The organism is Psychroflexus planctonicus (assembly GCF_014640195.1).
In the GTDB taxonomy this organism is placed as follows: domain Bacteria; phylum Bacteroidota; class Bacteroidia; order Flavobacteriales; family Flavobacteriaceae; genus Psychroflexus; species Psychroflexus planctonicus.
On the sequence record NZ_BMGM01000005.1, the window covers coordinates 16,570 to 33,554 of the forward strand.

At 32.3% G+C, this 16,985-nt stretch carries 13 protein-coding genes; 1 reads left to right on the top strand and 12 read right to left on the bottom strand.

Annotation, left to right across the window (positions count from 1 at the left end):
• The first annotated feature begins 198 nt into the window (after positions 1-198).
• A complete protein-coding gene (locus IEV72_RS06185) occupies positions 199-768 on the top strand; it encodes a YceI family protein (protein WP_188458234.1) in 570 nt (189 codons plus the stop codon).
• Here IEV72_RS06185 and dnaE read toward each other — a convergent pair.
• The 12 genes from dnaE to IEV72_RS06245 all read right to left on the bottom strand — a co-directional run bounded on the left by dnaE (position 765) and on the right by IEV72_RS06245 (position 16,969).
• Positions 765-5,141, bottom strand: a complete 4,377-nt coding sequence (gene dnaE, locus IEV72_RS06190) for a DNA polymerase III subunit alpha (RefSeq protein WP_188458235.1) — start codon at positions 5,139-5,141, stop codon at positions 765-767. The genes IEV72_RS06185 and dnaE overlap by 4 nt on opposite strands.
• Before the next feature lie 102 nt (positions 5,142-5,243).
• Positions 5,244-6,002: a glycosyltransferase family 2 protein gene (locus IEV72_RS06195; protein WP_188458236.1), complete on the bottom strand. Its 759-nt coding sequence runs from the start codon at positions 6,000-6,002 to the stop codon at positions 5,244-5,246.
• Between the two features lies 1 nt (position 6,003).
• On the bottom strand, positions 6,004-7,365 hold the full coding sequence (locus tag IEV72_RS06200; RefSeq protein WP_188458237.1) for an exopolysaccharide biosynthesis polyprenyl glycosylphosphotransferase: 1,362 nt from the start codon (positions 7,363-7,365) through the stop codon (positions 6,004-6,006).
• A 5-nt stretch (positions 7,366-7,370) separates the two neighbouring features.
• Entirely contained in the window at positions 7,371-8,357 is a 987-nt protein-coding gene (locus IEV72_RS06205) for a UDP-glucuronic acid decarboxylase family protein (protein ID WP_188458238.1), read from the bottom strand.
• A gap of 80 nt (positions 8,358-8,437) precedes the next feature.
• Positions 8,438-9,745: a UDP-glucose dehydrogenase family protein gene (locus IEV72_RS06210; RefSeq protein ID WP_188458239.1), complete on the bottom strand. Its 1,308-nt coding sequence runs from the start codon at positions 9,743-9,745 to the stop codon at positions 8,438-8,440.
• A 112-nt stretch (positions 9,746-9,857) separates the two neighbouring features.
• A complete protein-coding gene (locus IEV72_RS06215) occupies positions 9,858-10,610 on the bottom strand; it encodes a WecB/TagA/CpsF family glycosyltransferase (protein ID WP_188458240.1) in 753 nt (250 codons plus the stop codon).
• Complete coding sequence (locus IEV72_RS06220; RefSeq protein ID WP_188458241.1) at positions 10,611-11,402, bottom strand: hypothetical protein; 792 nt, start codon at positions 11,400-11,402, stop codon at positions 10,611-10,613. It lies immediately after the preceding gene.
• Between the two features lie 352 nt (positions 11,403-11,754).
• Positions 11,755-12,789 (bottom strand): O-antigen ligase family protein, encoded by a 1,035-nt coding sequence (locus IEV72_RS06225; RefSeq protein WP_188458242.1) that lies wholly within the window; start codon positions 12,787-12,789, stop codon positions 11,755-11,757.
• Between the two features lie 235 nt (positions 12,790-13,024).
• Positions 13,025-14,275, bottom strand: coding sequence for an O-antigen ligase family protein (locus IEV72_RS06230; protein WP_308420162.1), 1,251 nt, complete (start codon positions 14,273-14,275; stop codon positions 13,025-13,027).
• A 244-nt stretch (positions 14,276-14,519) separates the two neighbouring features.
• Positions 14,520-15,296, bottom strand: a complete 777-nt coding sequence (locus tag IEV72_RS06235; RefSeq protein WP_188458244.1) for a heparin lyase I family protein — start codon at positions 15,294-15,296, stop codon at positions 14,520-14,522.
• A 13-nt stretch (positions 15,297-15,309) separates the two neighbouring features.
• Positions 15,310-15,774, bottom strand: a complete 465-nt coding sequence (locus IEV72_RS06240) for a hypothetical protein (protein ID WP_188458245.1) — start codon at positions 15,772-15,774, stop codon at positions 15,310-15,312.
• Between the two features lie 58 nt (positions 15,775-15,832).
• Complete coding sequence (locus IEV72_RS06245) at positions 15,833-16,969, bottom strand: glycosyltransferase family 4 protein (protein ID WP_188458246.1); 1,137 nt, start codon at positions 16,967-16,969, stop codon at positions 15,833-15,835.
• Positions 16,970-16,985 lie beyond the last annotated feature (16 nt).

The following is a 16,985-nucleotide window of genomic DNA, read 5'->3' on the forward strand; positions in this document are numbered from 1 at the left end:
ACTATTTACAAAGGCTTTTTAATACCAATTTGATTATACAATGTCGTTAAGAAAACGAAATTGCTTTTTTCTTATATGACGCTGTGAATTATTTGCATAGCTGGCTACGGAAATGATGAACAAGAAAATATAAGGAAAAATGAATGAGTTTAATGGCGTCATTTTATGGTTAAATTGGTATAATTAAAATCTGAAGTTATGAAATCAGTTATCTCACTTTATATTGGTTTCTTCATTTTGGTTGGTTTTGCCAGTCTAGACTACAGAACACTAGAAGTTGAAATTAAAGAAAACAGTACAATAAGCATCAAAGGAACTTCTAATGTACATTCATTTGAGTGTTCTTATGAAGAAGAAATTGAGCTGTTTAACAACAATATTGAGTTATTACCCAATTCCAATTCGTTTGAAATAAAAAAAGCAAAACTTCATTTAACCGCTAAATCTTTCGATTGTGGTGGTAGAAGAATCAACAGAGATTTTAAAGATATTCTTCAAGCTGAAAAATTCCCACATATCGACATTAAAGTAAATTCAATAACACCTCATCAAACCCAATATTTGGCTGATGTAGAAGTGCATATTGCAGGACACACCAAAAATTATCAACTTCAAGTCGAAAATCCGAACAAAACCCATTTTACAGGTGATTTGATTGTAGATATTACCGATTTTGGTTTAGAAAGTCCGAAAAAAATGATGGGTTTAATTAAAGTAGATCAGCTAATCGACATCAACTTTGATTTGTATCTGAACATTAAATCTTAATTCAATTTAAAAGCCAATTCTAAGGTTTTTAAATCTTGTAATAATTCTTTACAGATTTTTACTTTTTTAGTTTTACTCGGCATAGACAAACTCATGTCTTCTTCTGGGTTTACAATTTTAAACTGAAGCTTTTTCTCTCCCACATAAGTTTGGCAGATTTCACTTAATCGGGTTATTGTTTCTTCTTTTAAACTTTCTAATTTTAAATGTAAGGTAAGTTTTTTAGCTTGCTCTTCCATTACATCTTGAAGTGGCTTGATTTGACTAATTTTTGATCTTGGCGGAGTTGGTTCACCCGTTTCTTTATTGGTGTATACTTTATTTACGCAACGGATGTACAAAAATTGATCTAAAACAAGAAAGTGCCTGTACTTCAAGTAATCTTCACCAAATAAGAAAAAGTCATACGAATTATTGTAATCTTCCAAGGTAAATTTACCATATCCACGACCATTTTTACTAACACTGTGACTTACATCAGTAACTACGCCCGCAAGTGATAAATCTCGATTGTATTTAGTATCGTCAAATAAATCGCCTAACTGATTTTTACAGAAATAACGCATTTCATATTTATAATCGTCTAGCGGATGACCTGAAATAAAAATGCCCACTACTTCTTTTTCAGCTTTTAGTTTTTTCATGGTTGGCCACGGGTCGCAAGGTGGAATTTCAGGTTCTGGAATTTGTACTTCGCTAGCTTCACCAAATAAACTTACTTGTGCCGAATTTTTTGATTCCTGAAAACGCGCTGCAAATTTTACCACTTTTTCTAAAAAGGTAAGTTCCCCTTCGGTAATATGAAAATACTGAGCACGATGTGTATTCGGGAACCCATCGAATGCGCCAGCATAGGCTAAACTTTCAAAAGCTTTTTTGTTAGCAGCTCGTAAATCAATCCGCTTGGCCATATCGAAAATGGAATGATAGATTCCGTCTTTTTTTCTATTTTCTACTATAGTTTGTACAGCACCGCCGCCAACTCCTTTTACAGCGCCCATTCCAAAACGAACTGCATTTTGTTTGTTTACCGAAAATTTATAATAAGATTCGTTTACATCTGGACCCAAAACTTCCAATCCCATTCGGCGACATTCTTCCATAAAGAAAGTTACTTTTTTAATGTCGTTCATGTTGTTAGAAAGCACGGCTGCCATGTATTCTGCTGGATAATGTGCTTTTAAATAAGCGGTTTGGTAAGCAATCCAAGCGTAACAAGTAGAATGCGATTTGTTGAAGGCATAACTTGCAAAAGCTTCCCAATCTTTCCAGATTTTTTCTAATTTGTCTTCTGGGTGTCCGTTGTCTTTTGCTTGACCAATGAATTTAGGTTTCAATTTAGCCAAGACATCTTTTAATTTTTTACCCATGGCTTTTCGCAACACATCGGCTTCACCTTTAGTAAAGTTAGCGAGTTTTTGCGAAAGCAACATTACTTGCTCTTGGTAGACCGTAATTCCGTAGGTTTCTTCTAGGTATTCCTGCATTTCAGGTAAATCGTAAGTGATTTCCTGGTCGCCATGTTTCCGTTTAATGAAATCAGGGATGTATTCCATTGGTCCTGGTCTGTACAAAGCATTCATGGCAATTAAATCTTCAAACACCGTTGGTTTTAAATCCTTCATGTGTTTTTGCATTCCTGGCGATTCATACTGAAAAATCCCAACCGTTTCTCCACGTTGAAAAAGTTCGTAGGTTTTTTGGTCGTCCAGCGAAAAACTTTCAGGGTCTAAATCAACATCATGTCTTGCTTTTACGATGTCTACCGTGTCTTTGATTAAAGTCAAGGTTTTTAAGCCTAAGAAGTCCATTTTTAGCAAACCTGCACTTTCTACCACCGAGTTATCGAATTGGGTAACGTACAAATCAGAATCCTTTGCGGTTGCCACGGGAACAAACTTGGTAATATCGTCTGGTGTAATAATGACTCCACAAGCATGAATTCCCGTATTTCTAACCGAACCTTCTAAAATTCGAGCTTGATTTACAGTTTCTGCTTCAGGCGAATCTCCTTCAGAAATACCGATAAGCTCGTAAACTTTGGCTAAATCTTCAGATCGAAACTTTTCTTTTAATTCTTTTTCTTCTTTACCGAAGATTTTGCTCAATTTGGACATATCAGGAACCAATTTCGCAATTCGGTCGGCTTCATATAAAGGTAAGTCCAACACGCGAGCCGTATCGCGAATAGCCGACTTAGCCGCCATAGTTCCGTAGGTAATGATTTGTGCTACTTGGTTGGCGCCGTATTTTTCAATTACATAATCCATTACTTTACTTCGACCTTCATCGTCAAAATCAATATCGATATCTGGCATGCTTACTCGCTCTGGATTTAAGAAACGCTCAAAAAGCAAATCGTATTGAATGGGATCGATATTGGTAATTTTTAAGCAAAAAGCTACCGCACTTCCCGCCGCCGAACCTCGACCTGGACCAACGGAAACGCCCATTTTTCGTGCTTCACGAATAAAGTCTTCAACAATTAAAAAGTAACCTGGATAACCTGTATTGGCAATAACAGAAAGCTCAAAATGAAGTCGCTCTTCAATTTCTGGTGTAATGTCTGGGTAGCGTTCTTTGGCTCCTTGAAAGGTCAAATGCTTCAAATAAGCATTTTCACCACGTTTGCCTCCGTCCTTTTCGTCTTCAGGGTCTAAGAATTTTTCTGGAATAGTAAAAGCAGGCAAGAGCACGTCTCTAGCCAATTCAAAAGCTTCAATTTTGTTGGCGAGTACTTCCGTGTTGGTGATGGCTTCTGGCAAATCTTTAAACAATTCCTTCATTTGCGCTTTACTCTTGAAGTAGTATTCATCATTTGGCAAGCCGTATCTAAAGCCACGACCGCGACCTTTGGGAGTGGCTTGTTTTTCGCCATCTTTTACACATAATAAAATATCGTGCGCATTGGCATCTTCCTGCTCTGCATAATAGGTGTTGTTGGTTGCAATTAATTTTACATCATGCTTATTGGCTAAGCGAATCAAGGTTTCGTTGGCTCGGTCTTCATCTTCTTGACCGTGGCGCATAATTTCGATGTAGAAATCTTCACCAAAAGTGGTTTTCCACCAAATTAGTGCTTCTTCGGCTTGCTTTTCACCAAGGTTCAAGATTTTATTGGCAATCTCACCATAAGTATTCCCCGACAAAACAATAATATCTTCTTTGTATTCTTCAATAATTTTTTTGTCGATTCTAGGCACATAATAAAAGCCTTTGGTAAATCCAAGAGAAGACATTTTGGCCAAATTGTGGTAGCCATTTTTATTTTTTGCCAAAAGAACCATTTGGTAACCATTGTCTTTTTGCGATTTATTGGTGTGGTCTTCACAAACAAAAAATTCGCATCCAATAATGGGTTTTATAGGAAGAATTTCAGGTTCTTCTCCTTTTTCTTTCGCTTCTTTTGCAGCAGCTTCAGCAGCTTTATTATGATTATTAGCAGCGGTGACAAAATGAAATGCGCCCATCATATTCGCGTGATCCGTTAATGCAACAGCTGGCATTTTGGCTTTTGCTGCTGAACTCACTAAATCTTGCACCGACATGGTAGACTGTAAAATGGAAAATTGGCTGTGGTTATGTAAATGAACAAAACTGGTTTGCGCTAAAACTTGTTTGTTTTTCTGAAGCTCTTCTGTAGTTGGCGCATCTTGTTCAGGTTGTTGTTGCTTTTGTAGTTTAGCCGATTCCTTTTTTAAGTTGATGTGCTGTAAACCAACTGGTTGAATTGGACTGGGGTTCTTTTCTTTAAAACTTTCAATATAACCTGCATCTTGTTGAAGTTTTTTCAGACTAAAACTTCCAATTCTAATTAATTCTAAAAAACAACGTGTGGTTGCTTCCACATCTGCAGTAGCGTTGTGGGCTTCGTTAAAGGCTTCATTAAAAAGATGTAGGTGTAATTCCGTTAAAGTTGGAAGTTTCATTTTTCCGCCTTTTCCACCAGGAATTTGACAAAGCTGAGCCGTAGTTTCAGTACAGGTATCCAAAACAGGAAGTTCCGTCATGGGTGTTTGCATCTGTAAACGGAAAAATTCTGCTCCAGTAACATTTACATCGAAGCCAACATTTTGCCCAACTACAAATTTAGACTGTTGTAAAGCCGAATTGAATTGAGAAAGTGCTTCTTCTAAAGGCACTCCATTTTCTTCTGCCAAAGCCGTAGAAATACCATGAATTCGTTCTGCATCAAAAGGGATATCGAAACCTTCAGGTTGGATTAAAAAATCTTTGGCTTCCATTAAATTACCCCACTGATCGTGTAGCTGCCAGGCAATTTGAATTACTCTAGGCCAATTGTCTGTGTCGCTAATGGGTGCGTTAAATCGTTTAGGTAAGCCGGTGGTTTCGGTATCAAAAATCAGGTACATCTAGGAAAGTATTTGCTTCAAAAATACTAAAAATGCCTACTTAGATTTGCTAAAATTGAAATTTCTGTTGAATGAAATTCAACTTTAACAAGCTAAAAAAATTTAGTTTTTGTATTTTTTATAACCCAAGTACATCCACCAAAGCATATAATAAATGGATTGAAAGATATTTAGGTTTTCTACATTTCTATAAAATTCCCATTGAAAAGCAATCAACTTTTTTTTGTCTCTAGAAAGTGAATTTTCTCTTATTCTATAAATAGCATGACATTCTTGAATACCGTGAGCATATGGAATCTTTTTTAGATAGGTGAGCCACAATCCCATGTCTTGACGCTTCTTTATTAAAGGCATTTTTTCTTTACCAAGTTTACTTACATTTACAAAAGCAGTTAAGCAAGAAATAGAATTGGTTTTTAAAATATCAGAATAAGTAACTTTTTCTGGTACAACGAAATCTGAATAAACAAATTCTAAATTTTCATTTGAACGTTTATAGGAAGCAAAAACAAAAGGAACTTTTTTGTCTTTTATCGTGGCAATACTATTTGTTAAATGAAAAGGAAACCAAATATCATCTGCATCTAAAAAAGCTAGATATTTTCCCTGTGCTAACTCAATAGCTTTGTTTCTTGCAACAGCTGGACCGGAGTTGTTTTTTAATAAATGATATTTAACCCGCGATTCTTTTTTGCTGATTTCTTTAAGTAAGGTGGGAGTTCCATCTGAAGAAGCATCATCTACAATAATCATTTCCCAATTTTGATGAGTTTGAGAAATGACAGAATTGATGGTTTCTTGAATAAAATCTTGCGAGTTATAACTCGGCGTAATAATAGAAACCAAATCTTCTTGATGCATGTTAATAAGCTTTTCTATCGCCTTTTACAGCATTTAAAATTGTTAAAAATATAATTTTTGCATCTAATAAAATAGACCAATTTTCTAGATAGAAAATATCAAATTTAACTCGACTGATAATATCGTGGTCAGTTTCTACTTCTCCACGAAATCCACTTACTTGAGCTAAACCTGTAATTCCTGGTTTTACAAAATGCCTTACCATAAATTTATCAATACGTTCTGCGTACATGTGTGTATGACTCACCATGTGTGGACGTGGTCCAACTACAGACATTTCACCTAAAAAAACATTGAAAAATTGAGGTAGTTCGTCTATACTTGTTTTACGTAAAAACTTTCCAATCTTGGTTATACGCACATCATTTTTTCGCACTTGATGAATGTCTGCTTCTGGATTGGGTTTCATGGATCTAAATTTGAAACAATAAAACTCCTTGTAATCTAAACCGTTTCTTTTCTGTTTAAAAAAAACAGGGCCTTTTGATTCTACTTTAATCAAAATTGCCAAAATAGGTGTTAGCCAAGATAAAATTCCTGCAATTACTAGGCTTGAAACTATAATATCAAAAACACGTTTTAAATATAGATTAATAGGTTCTTCTATAGGAATGGTACGTAGAGATAAGATGGGTAGATAACCATAATAATCTATTTTTAAACGTTTGGCATAAATATCTCTATTATCAGGCAAGAACTTAAGCACTTTTAAATTGTTATCTGCAAAATCGATAATTTCATTGATGCTTTCATCTTCTAAATCTGAAGTTGAACAATAGATTTCGTCAATATCTTCTTGAATGATGTAATCGAAACACTTTTGAAGCTGTAAATTCTGTTTGTTGATATCTTCTACGGAAAACTGCTTCATAAACTTATAGCCAAACTCTGGGTTAGCTACAAAAAAATCCTTTAGTTGATTGGATTTTAAAGTATCTCCAATAATTACTGTTCGTCTGTAGTTTTTACCAAAGACACTTCGGTATTTTTTCAGAAACAAGTAAGTACCTAATTTGAACAAAAAAATAAGTAAGAATATTCGTCCTAAATAGTCAAAAATTTCAGGAGTGCTATACTCATTTAAATTAAAAACTTTGAAGTAGAAAAAAACCACTAAAGTAAAAACTACAAATTGGGTTACCGATAAAGAGATTATGCGTAAGGTCTTAGTGAAACGATAAACTTCGTAGTAATCTGTCTTTAGAGAAAGTATAATCCATGAAAAAACCGAAAAAATGGAAAAATAGAACCACTGTTCGGTTTCAAAATTAAAATAATAGGCAAATGTAATTAGGATAGTCCAGTCTACCACAAAGGTAAGCGGCCTTAAATAACCTGAATATCTTCCTACTTTGCTACCCATAAAAATTATCGAACTATATGTTTACTAAAGTCTTTGTGTTCGCTTTTTCTTAAATCTTCTTCGCTTAAGCCTTTAAAATAATCGTAGGTAATTTTCATGCCTTCTGCCCGATTTACTTTGGGCTCCCAACCTAGAATTTCTTTGGCGCGTGTAATATCAGGTTGCCTTTGCATTGGGTCGTCTTTGGGTAAAGGTTTATATACTATTTTTTGGTCTGTACCGGTAAGTTTGATAATTTCTTCCGCAAAATCTTTAATGGTTATTTCATGAGGATTACCAATATTTACTGGTTCAGCATATTCGCTTAAAAGCAGTCTGTAAATTCCATCTACTTGATCATCAACATAACAAAAAGATCGGGTTTGGTTTCCTTCTCCAAAAACCGTTAAGTCTTCTCCACGTAAGGCTTGTCCGATAAAAGCTGGAATTACACGACCATCATTTAAACGCATTCTTGGTCCGTAGGTATTAAAAATCCGAACAATTCGTGTTTCTAAACCATGAAAACGATGATATGCCATGGTTATGGATTCTTGAAAACGCTTGGCTTCATCATACACACCTCGTGGGCCAATGGTGTTTACGTTTCCATAATATTCTTCTGTTTGTGGGTGAACCAATGGATCTCCGTACACTTCAGATGTACTTGCAATTAAAATGCGTGCGTTTTTTTCTTTGGCTAATCCTAACAAATTATGTGTTCCTAAAGAACCTACTTTTAAAGTTTGTATGGGAATCTTCAAATAATCAATTGGGCTAGCTGGTGAAGCGAAATGAAGAATGTAATCTAATTTTCCTGACACATGAACAAATTTTGAAACATCGTGATGATAAAATTCAAAATTTTTGTTTTTAAACAAATGATCAATATTGTTTAAATCGCCTGTAATGAGGTTATCCATACCCAAAACATGATATCCTTCAGCAATAAATTTATCGCATAAATGGGATCCTAAAAATCCGGCTGCTCCCGTAATTAAAATTCGTTTCATTTGCTTGAGTTTAAATGTAAAAAAAAGCTTCTAAAGATGTTTTAATAACAACTATAAAAGCTTTTATATTATTGTATTTTTTAAATTGATTTTCTTCCTATGGATAAGTAATGAAAACCAAAATCTTTTAATTCTTCGGTGGTATATAAATTCCTTCCGTCAAAAATTACAGGTTCTGATAACTGACTTTTCAATTTGTTGAAATCAGGTGTTCTAAAAATACTCCATTCGGTACAAATCAATAACGCATCTGCAGCTTCTGAAGCTTCGTACATGCTATTGCAAAAAGTAACTTTATCGCCATATTTTCGCTCAACGTTTTCCATGGCTTCAGGATCAAAGGCTTTTACTTTTGCACCTGCTTCTAATAGCAAATCAATCATATACAAAGCTGGAGCCTCACGAATATCATCTGTTTCTGGTTTAAAAGCTAAACCCCAAACCGCAATGGTTTTTCCTTTTAAGTCGCCTTTAAAATAGCCTTCCATTTTAGGGAAGAGCTTGGTTTTTTGTTGCTCGTTAATATCAACTACTGCTTCTAAAATTTTAAAGCTGAAATCTGCATCTTTCCCAGACTTGTGTAAAGCTTTTACGTCTTTTGGAAAACACGAACCGCCATATCCAATTCCTGGAAACAAAAAGCGTTTACCAATTCTAGAATCGGTTCCCATACCAATTCTAACATGATCTACATCGGCACCCACCAACTCACAGTAGTTGGCAATTTCATTCATAAAGGTAATTTTAGTAGCTAAAAATGAATTGGCTGCATATTTGGTTAATTCTGCCGATTTTTCATCCATCACCAAAATTGGGTTTCCAGAACGCACATAAGGTTTATACAAACGTTGCATGATTTCAGCCGCTTTTTTGCTTTCGGTACCAATAACAATGCGTTCAGGTTTTAAGAAATCGTCTACCGCAAAACCTTCGCGTAAAAATTCTGGATTAGAAACTACATCAAATTCAGCTTTAGCGGTTTTAGCGATGGTAGCTGTAACTTTTTCTGCAGTTCCAACAGGAACGGTACTTTTATCTACAATTACTTTATAATCGGTTATGTAATCTCCAATTTCTTTTGCTACACCTAAAACGTAAGATAAATCAGCTGAACCGTCTTCATCTTCTGGTGTGGGTAGAGCAAGAAAAATAACTTCTCCGTGATCTAAACCCGCTTTTAAATCAGTTGTAAAGCTTAGTCGTTTAGCTTCTATATTTCTTTCAAATAGTACATCTAAGTGTGGTTCGTAAATGGGCACCACACCATCTTTCATTTGTTGTACTTTCTCTGCATTGTTATCTACACAAATTACTTCGTTTCCTGTTTCGGCTAGACATGTTCCAGTTACCAGACCTACATAGCCTGTTCCTACTACGGTTATTTTCATAAGTTTACGATTTAGTTGTCAATTTTTGATTGAAGTATGATTAGTTAGTTTCAATTTTTTTCAAATGTAGTTGTTCTGTTAAGTTTTTGCAAATGAAGAATGCTAAAGTTGGTTATTTATGAGAAGGAAATAGTTTTTCTTTTAAAACTAGGTAGACGAACTTAGAGTTGCCAATTAAATAACGTTTCCACATGCGTTTGGGTTCTTGCAAAAACCTGTAAAACCATTCCAATCCTGCATTTTGCATCCATTGTGGTGCGCGTTTGGTTTTTCCGGCAAAAACATCGAAACTTCCGCCTACGCCCATAATGAAATTTACTTGTTTTAAAGCATCGCGGTGCATGTACAGAAAATTCTCTTTTCTTGGCGATGGCATGGCTACAAAAAGCATTTGTGGTTTAGCTTGTTTAATATCTTCTACGATTTGTTGTTCTTCGTCTTCATTAAAATAACCGTTTCTATAACCCGCTAATACATGACTTCCATATGTTGTCTTGTATTTATGTACCAGGTTTTCTACCACTTCTTGCGTAGCTCCAAATAAATAAATGGTATAGTTGTTTTCTGCAGCCATTTCCACGCAAGAATGCATTAAATCTACACCAGCCACGCGTTCTTTTAATGGCTTTTTTAAAAATCGGGAAGCCCAAACTACGGCTTGACCATCGGCATTGATTAAATCTGCACTATTCACACTTTCCCTTAAGGCAGGGTTGCTTTGCATTTGCACAATCTTGCCAGCATTAACTACGGTGTGGTGTAGCTGTTTTTTTTTAACAATATGTTGTTGGATATATTCTAAGGTTTCTTGAAAACTTAGGTTGTGGATTTGTGTGTTTAAAAGATGTATTGTGGGTAAAGTCATTTAGCTTTTGGTTTGTTGACTTAAAAATATTTCACGCAAAATTAATATATATATTGCAGCGGTTGCACTTTCAAAAAAGTTTCCTCCCATAAAAACAATTAAGGAAATTATGCTTAAAAGTATTAAGGTCTCTGTAGTATTTCGAAAGCGGAAAAAATTTTGTTGGAAAATGTAAAAATAACATATGCCTCCAATAACACCCCAAAAATAAAAAACATCTAAAAAACCTAGTTGTGTGCGAGTATCAAAATTTGATGTACCACCAAATAAATAATTCCATACAGTCCAATTTTCATTTATGTATGGTAAGGTCACATTTATAAGCAAATCATTTCTAAAGGATAAAATTGCACTTAGCAGCCCAGAAGCTTCTTTAATTTCATTAAAATCTCCAATTTTAATGAAAGTTATGTAAAAAATAAATAAGCCAAATACAAAAACTGTAAGTAATGAAAAACCTTTTGCTCTTATGGAAAGTTTGTTGGTTTTAAAAAAAGCTAAGCAAGAAATTAAAACTAAACCCAGATAAATAGCTTTTGTTCCAACAAATAAGGATGAGAAAATAATTAAAATTGTGCTCCAGTCCTTTTTAAGTGAAAGTTGATTAGTATGTCTGAAATAACAAAGAATAAAAAAAGTTAAAAATGCGTAACTTGAAGTAGCAGAAGAAACAAATAGACCGTTATAGCCAAAACGAAAAGAAATATCATAAGTAGCTAAAAAATTGAATTGAAATGCAAAAGCAATAAAAATTAAACATGCATTAACTAGCATTATGTTTTTAAAGGTCACAAATAATTGGTTTTTAGCTTTTGGTGAAAGTGGATAAAGGCTTGCAAAAATTAATAGAATTATAACCAAAAAAAATCTCCCTAAGCTTTGCAGAACTTCTAAACGAAAACCATTTGAAATGTAAAATTGACCAATTAAGAAAAAAGCAAGCAATAAAAGCAAGTGTAAAATTTGCTTTTTTGATTTTAAATAAATTAAAAAAATAAAAACTAATATAATTGAAAATTTAGTGATTTGTACAAGTGATATTTTTAAATAAAAAACTTCCAAAAAAATCTTATGTATGGCTTCTGTTGTAAAGAATGTAATCAAAACAACCTGCGCCCAAAACTTTTTTAAGTAATCTTTTAGTTTAATCATTATTTGACGCTTTAAGCTTGTACCAAGATAAGTAAGTAAAAAGCGGTGTGAAAAAAGCTACAAATATAACTCCTGCATGGTTATAAATAATATTTTCAAATAATGACGATATCGACAATGAGAAAAAGAAAAAAGCAGCTAAAAAGTGTTTAGCCTTCAATGAATAAAAGATATTAATAAATAGGAAAAATGCAAAATACAAAATACCGATAATACCAAATTCTAAAAAATAGCTTAAAAATTGATTATGTGCACCATATTGATTTTCAGCAGCAATATTCATTTCATTTTCTTTGTATTTTTGAACTAAATGAGATTTTTCTGTCCCAGCTCCGTAACCTAAAAAAGGCCTTTCCTTTATTAAATCTATAGCTACTTTCCATCTTGCGAGTCTAGAATCTTGTTTATTAATTAAATTTTCCTGATTGAAATGTTCTGATGTTAAATCCCAATACGTTTCTTTACTTAAGCGATAGCCAATATATGTTGTACTTAATAATTTGACAGCACCTGTTGTAATAATTAGTAATCCGAATACGTACAATATTCCAACTCTAGGCTTGTATCTTATTTTTTCTGATAAAAATTTGATTCCCTTCAAGAAGAATAATACAAAAGTTAAAAAATAAGCTACCCTTGAAGCAATAAATAAAATTGAGATGAGCAGAATTAATATTAAAGTAATTGTAGCCCACTTTTGCTTAAAAGGCTTTTCTATAATTACATAAGCCAAAGCAAGTAAGGTATACATTCCTAAATAAGTAGGATGCATGTCTAATACACTAGTAAATTGAAATCCCGTATGGTAATAATCCAAAATACTTGCATCTATAACCAAGCCATCATTTAATCGATAATGAACAAAAAATATATTTACAAGTAATATGATTGATGATGTAAATGCTCCAATAGTTAAACTATTTAAGCTGACCTGCTTTATTTTTGAAAAATCATTAACAGGCATCCAAAGAAATAAAACCGGAATAAATAAAAACCATACTCTTTTTCCCAAAGCTTTAAATGTCATATATATATCTGTTGATACAAAAAAACTGATTAGACAAAGAAATAGGAAAATTATAGGTGTATAGAATAGTATTTTTTTATTTTTTAGAAAAAAAGTTGCTTGTTTTTGGTTGTAAAGAATCTTCAAAAATGAAATACAAAATAAAACTCCAAAAGCAATACTTGAAGCTTTTTCACTTATGCTTAAAAGAAAAGAATATGTGCAGAGAATGAAATAAAAAGTACTGTTTATGAATTTATACATCTACTTTGCTTTTATACATTAAACCAAACAAGAGACCTATAAAAACAGCTGCCAAGCCTGAACTAAATACATGTCCTGCCGAAGATGAAACTGCTAACAGTACTAATAGCATCATATTAACAAAATTTGCGTACGGGTACTTTTCAGACTTAGCAAACCTTTTAGATTGCTTCCACAAAAAAACAATTATACCAACAAATATTAATAATCCAAGTAAACCATAAGCAAAAAATATATCGATAAAATCAATTTCAATGATTGAATTGTTATTTCTATTTTCAAATGTAGATTGTCCAACCCCTATTAATTTTTCTAACCAACTATAATCATTGATATAAACATTAACTGCATCAAGTAAGAATGTATTTCGGTTAGACAATAAAAATGTTATAAAATCTAATTTATCATAAAAATAAATCAACCTTACATATAACTCTGTTCTCTTTATAAACTCCCATGATATAAAAAGCAAAACAGGAGTTACAAGACCTATTCCTAAAATTGTGTAAATAAATTTAGTTAGTTTTGTTTGTTTGCTTATTTTTTTTTGCGGAATCAAAAAGAATATTAAAAGGACTCCTATAAATGCAGTTTTAGACCCAATTGCTAAACCAGTTATAAAGCTTATTATAAAGAGAAGAAAATACTTTTTTCTTGAATTCCATTTCCAATAATGGATTCCTAAGAAAGAACTTAGTACAAGTAATAAAGCAGAAATTTCATTTCCAGCATAAAACAGACCTTTGCTACCGATATTCCCATAGTTATACATCGGATACCCTATGCCTAAATATTTAATCAGGATGCTAATACTCAATAAGATAAAAGATAATTTTATGAATAAAAATATTTTCTTTTGAAGATAATCATTTTCTGATTTGTAAATATTGACAAAAAACATAAAGCTCAGAACAGGAGTTAGGTACCTAAATATTTTGATAATATCTTTCAATAAAATACTCGATTGAAAATCTTTGAATAGCTGTACTAAGGAAGGAATAAGCAAAACTAAGACCAAACATATAAAAAAAAGTAAAAGACGTGGTTTGGTTAAAAGCCTAAATATAATTAATAATATAATTAAAAATTTATGTGTTTGCCCAAATGAAATTGGCAACTCAATATTATTCATCAACAAAACCCCATTAATCATATCGAATGGGATTAACAAAAACATCAGCAATAATATATAGTAATCAAGATTTATTGAATACGATTTATGCTGTAGGTTAATTCTTAACATGTGTAATTATGATATTATTCTATTGATATTATTTTTAGAGCTTAAATGTGAGAATAAATTAACCACAACAAATGTACTCATGAAACTTACCACAGATCTCTTTCAACTAACTTTTCTATAAATGGAAGCCATTATTATATTGATTTTCGTGTTTCGATATGATTACAAGAACGCTTTGAGAACCTAAAAAACTTAAACATCTTTAATTAAGTATAGTTGTAGAATTTCTTGCACGACTAAAGACTTATTTTTTTAATTTATATTTAAAATTATCTATTAGTACTGAAACAGTGTCTTGACTTTTGTTGTTTCCATAAAGTCCCATTTTAAAATAATTTGGAACGTTGTTAAACATATTTGCACCATAAATTTTGTGCTCTACATCTACTTCCGCATTAATAAAATATTCATTATTTATTTTCGGGACAGAATATGCTCTATTACTTGTTTCCCAAAAAACAGTATTTTCAAAAGTATACCATTGATTAGGCTCAAGTGGCTTTTCTATCTTGATATGTTCAATTTTTCTCATTTCTTTGTTTCTTAAACCATAGGCATATACCAAATAGTACTCGCCGCTAGGGTTTAATTGAATATATAAATGTATAGGTGGTCTTGTAAACATTTTATAATTTTTCCAACTAACACCTTTTGGTGGTCTATCATGCCATTGGTGTATCATTATCCAATCTTTTTCTTTCTTTTTGAAGAATTCAGGATGAAATAAAAAATCAAATGAATATTCTACTTTAAGTCCTATCGTATCCTTAGTTTTTAAAATAAACTCATTTCTTTTTCCATTAGAATTATAGTCTTCAGGAAATAGCCGAAACTGCAATGCTTTATTGTCTTTATTTACTGGGTCATCTACAATTTTAAAGTTATCGCTACTGTTAGTCTCGGAAGTACTCCAGTAAGAATTAATAGTATAAAATCCATCTTCAAATTCTTGGATTATTATTTCATCTTGACAGGAGCTACAAATAATTATAGCAAATGCCACAAAGCAAATTTTTTTCATAGTTAGTATCATTTTAAAAATTAATGTTTTTTAGTAATATCTTATCCCCTTTAATGCCATCAAAACCTTTTTTATCATATAAAAATAAAATTATACTATCTATTTTCTTTCCAGGAATTGATATCTCATTAATCAAATACTTACTTTCTCCAAATGTATGCATGCTTGGGCTTGTGTCACATATATAAAAACCTTTTTTAGTAAATGCTCTACTTTCTTTATTAAAAATATGAATTGCCATTTTGTAATTTTCAACAATTGAATCTGTTGTGTTTTTATCTAACAAAATAGTTAATTGTTTGTGATTAGCCTCTTTAAAAAATCCAACCAAATCTACTTTATAACCTGTCAAAAACTCTTGATTTACTCTTGTTTTGTTAGAATAACCTTTTAAGTTATGGTACAGGTAATATTCATTTTGCTTTTTATGGCAAGACAGATTAACTAATATGATTAACAATAAAACTGCCTTCTTCATTTATTTGATATTAAGTAAATAATTGTTGTGCTTATAATAATCTAGTTGAATTTAAAACTCACAATAATCTCTTTCCTACCTTTTCAAGTATTTCAATTTCTTCACTTACTTTGTCTTTAATTCTTAAGTTTTGTATTTTATGAGACGCTTTTCTTGTAAAAGTATTAAATTCAATTTGTTCTGTTGTAATATTTTTTACATGTAATGCAATCTCTTCTGGTGTATTAGCTAAAACACCTGTTTCTTTATGAGTAATAAATTCTGGTTTTGCAGTATTAAGTGTACTTACACCCAGTAAACCTGAAGACATTGCTTCAAGTATGGTTAAACCTTGTGAATCTTGCCGAGTAGTAGATATAAAAATTCCGTGTTTTCTGTATTGTTCAAGCATTTCTTTAGGCTGCAGAAACTCTTCAATTATTTTTACTCTTTTACTTAATTTTTTCTTCTTAATCAATTTTTTATACACCTTTAAATATTTACCCTGACCGAATAAACTCAATGTATATTTTTTAGGTAAGTGTTCCATTACTTCAATGGTCTTTTCTATGTGGTATACTTGTGCAGAAAAAGGTCTAATGCTTATTAATTTATACCGATTCTGACTAGTGTCTTGGTAAGAGTAAAAATCCGTATTGATGCCGTTAGGAATAAAAATAGGTTTTTTTATTTTGACATCTAGATTTCGCTGTGTTTCTTGATGCATCCATTTTGATGGAAAAATAAATTTCCCGTAGCTAAGAAGAATTGCACTTTCTACAAACTTTTTCATCTTTGGTATAACCCAAAGATCTTTTTTTAACCACTTTAAAGTTTCTTTTAAACTGTAATTGTACTCGTATTTTCTAGCTGTATATTTTTGTACTTCATTTCCGTGAACGTACATGCAAAAAGGTATCTTATTTTGCATTATGTGCTGATATATTGGCCAGCCATCTGCTTTTTGAAGTGGGTATAAATTTAATAAATGAAGATACACTACATCAAAACTAGACAATTGTTTGATGATACTTGTATTGTTGTACTGATGAACGTTTACACCTTCAAAGGAATAGCTTAACTCTTTGTTTGTGCAAACCAGTACCTGAACATCCACACCAAGTTCAATCATTTTCTTAACACGTATGTGAACAAACATGTGGCGGTAAGGAAACTTCTTACTTGGGTATTTAGATGTTATTATAGCTACCTTCATGTTCTGTTTAGCATTT

Excerpts from the sequence above, each read along its gene's own strand:
- IEV72_RS06185 (WP_188458234.1), top strand. The coding sequence starts at position 199 with ATGAAATCAGTTATCTCACTTTATATTGGTTTCTTCATTTTGGTTGGT.
- dnaE (WP_188458235.1), bottom strand. The coding sequence starts at position 5,141 with ATGTACCTGATTTTTGATACCGAAACCACCGGCTTACCTAAACGATTT.
- IEV72_RS06195 (WP_188458236.1), bottom strand. The coding sequence starts at position 6,002 with ATGCATCAAGAAGATTTGGTTTCTATTATTACGCCGAGTTATAACTCG.
- IEV72_RS06200 (WP_188458237.1), bottom strand. The coding sequence starts at position 7,365 with ATGGGTAGCAAAGTAGGAAGATATTCAGGTTATTTAAGGCCGCTTACC.
- IEV72_RS06205 (WP_188458238.1), bottom strand. The coding sequence starts at position 8,357 with ATGAAACGAATTTTAATTACGGGAGCAGCCGGATTTTTAGGATCCCAT.
- IEV72_RS06210 (WP_188458239.1), bottom strand. The coding sequence starts at position 9,745 with ATGAAAATAACCGTAGTAGGAACAGGCTATGTAGGTCTGGTAACTGGA.
- IEV72_RS06215 (WP_188458240.1), bottom strand. The coding sequence starts at position 10,610 with ATGACTTTACCCACAATACATCTTTTAAACACACAAATCCACAACCTA.
- IEV72_RS06225 (WP_188458242.1), bottom strand. The coding sequence starts at position 12,789 with ATGACATTTAAAGCTTTGGGAAAAAGAGTATGGTTTTTATTTATTCCG.
- IEV72_RS06230 (WP_308420162.1), bottom strand. The coding sequence starts at position 14,275 with ATGTTAAGAATTAACCTACAGCATAAATCGTATTCAATAAATCTTGAT.
- IEV72_RS06235 (WP_188458244.1), bottom strand. The coding sequence starts at position 15,296 with ATGAAAAAAATTTGCTTTGTGGCATTTGCTATAATTATTTGTAGCTCC.
- IEV72_RS06240 (WP_188458245.1), bottom strand. The coding sequence starts at position 15,774 with ATGAAGAAGGCAGTTTTATTGTTAATCATATTAGTTAATCTGTCTTGC.
- IEV72_RS06245 (WP_188458246.1), bottom strand. The coding sequence starts at position 16,969 with ATGAAGGTAGCTATAATAACATCTAAATACCCAAGTAAGAAGTTTCCT.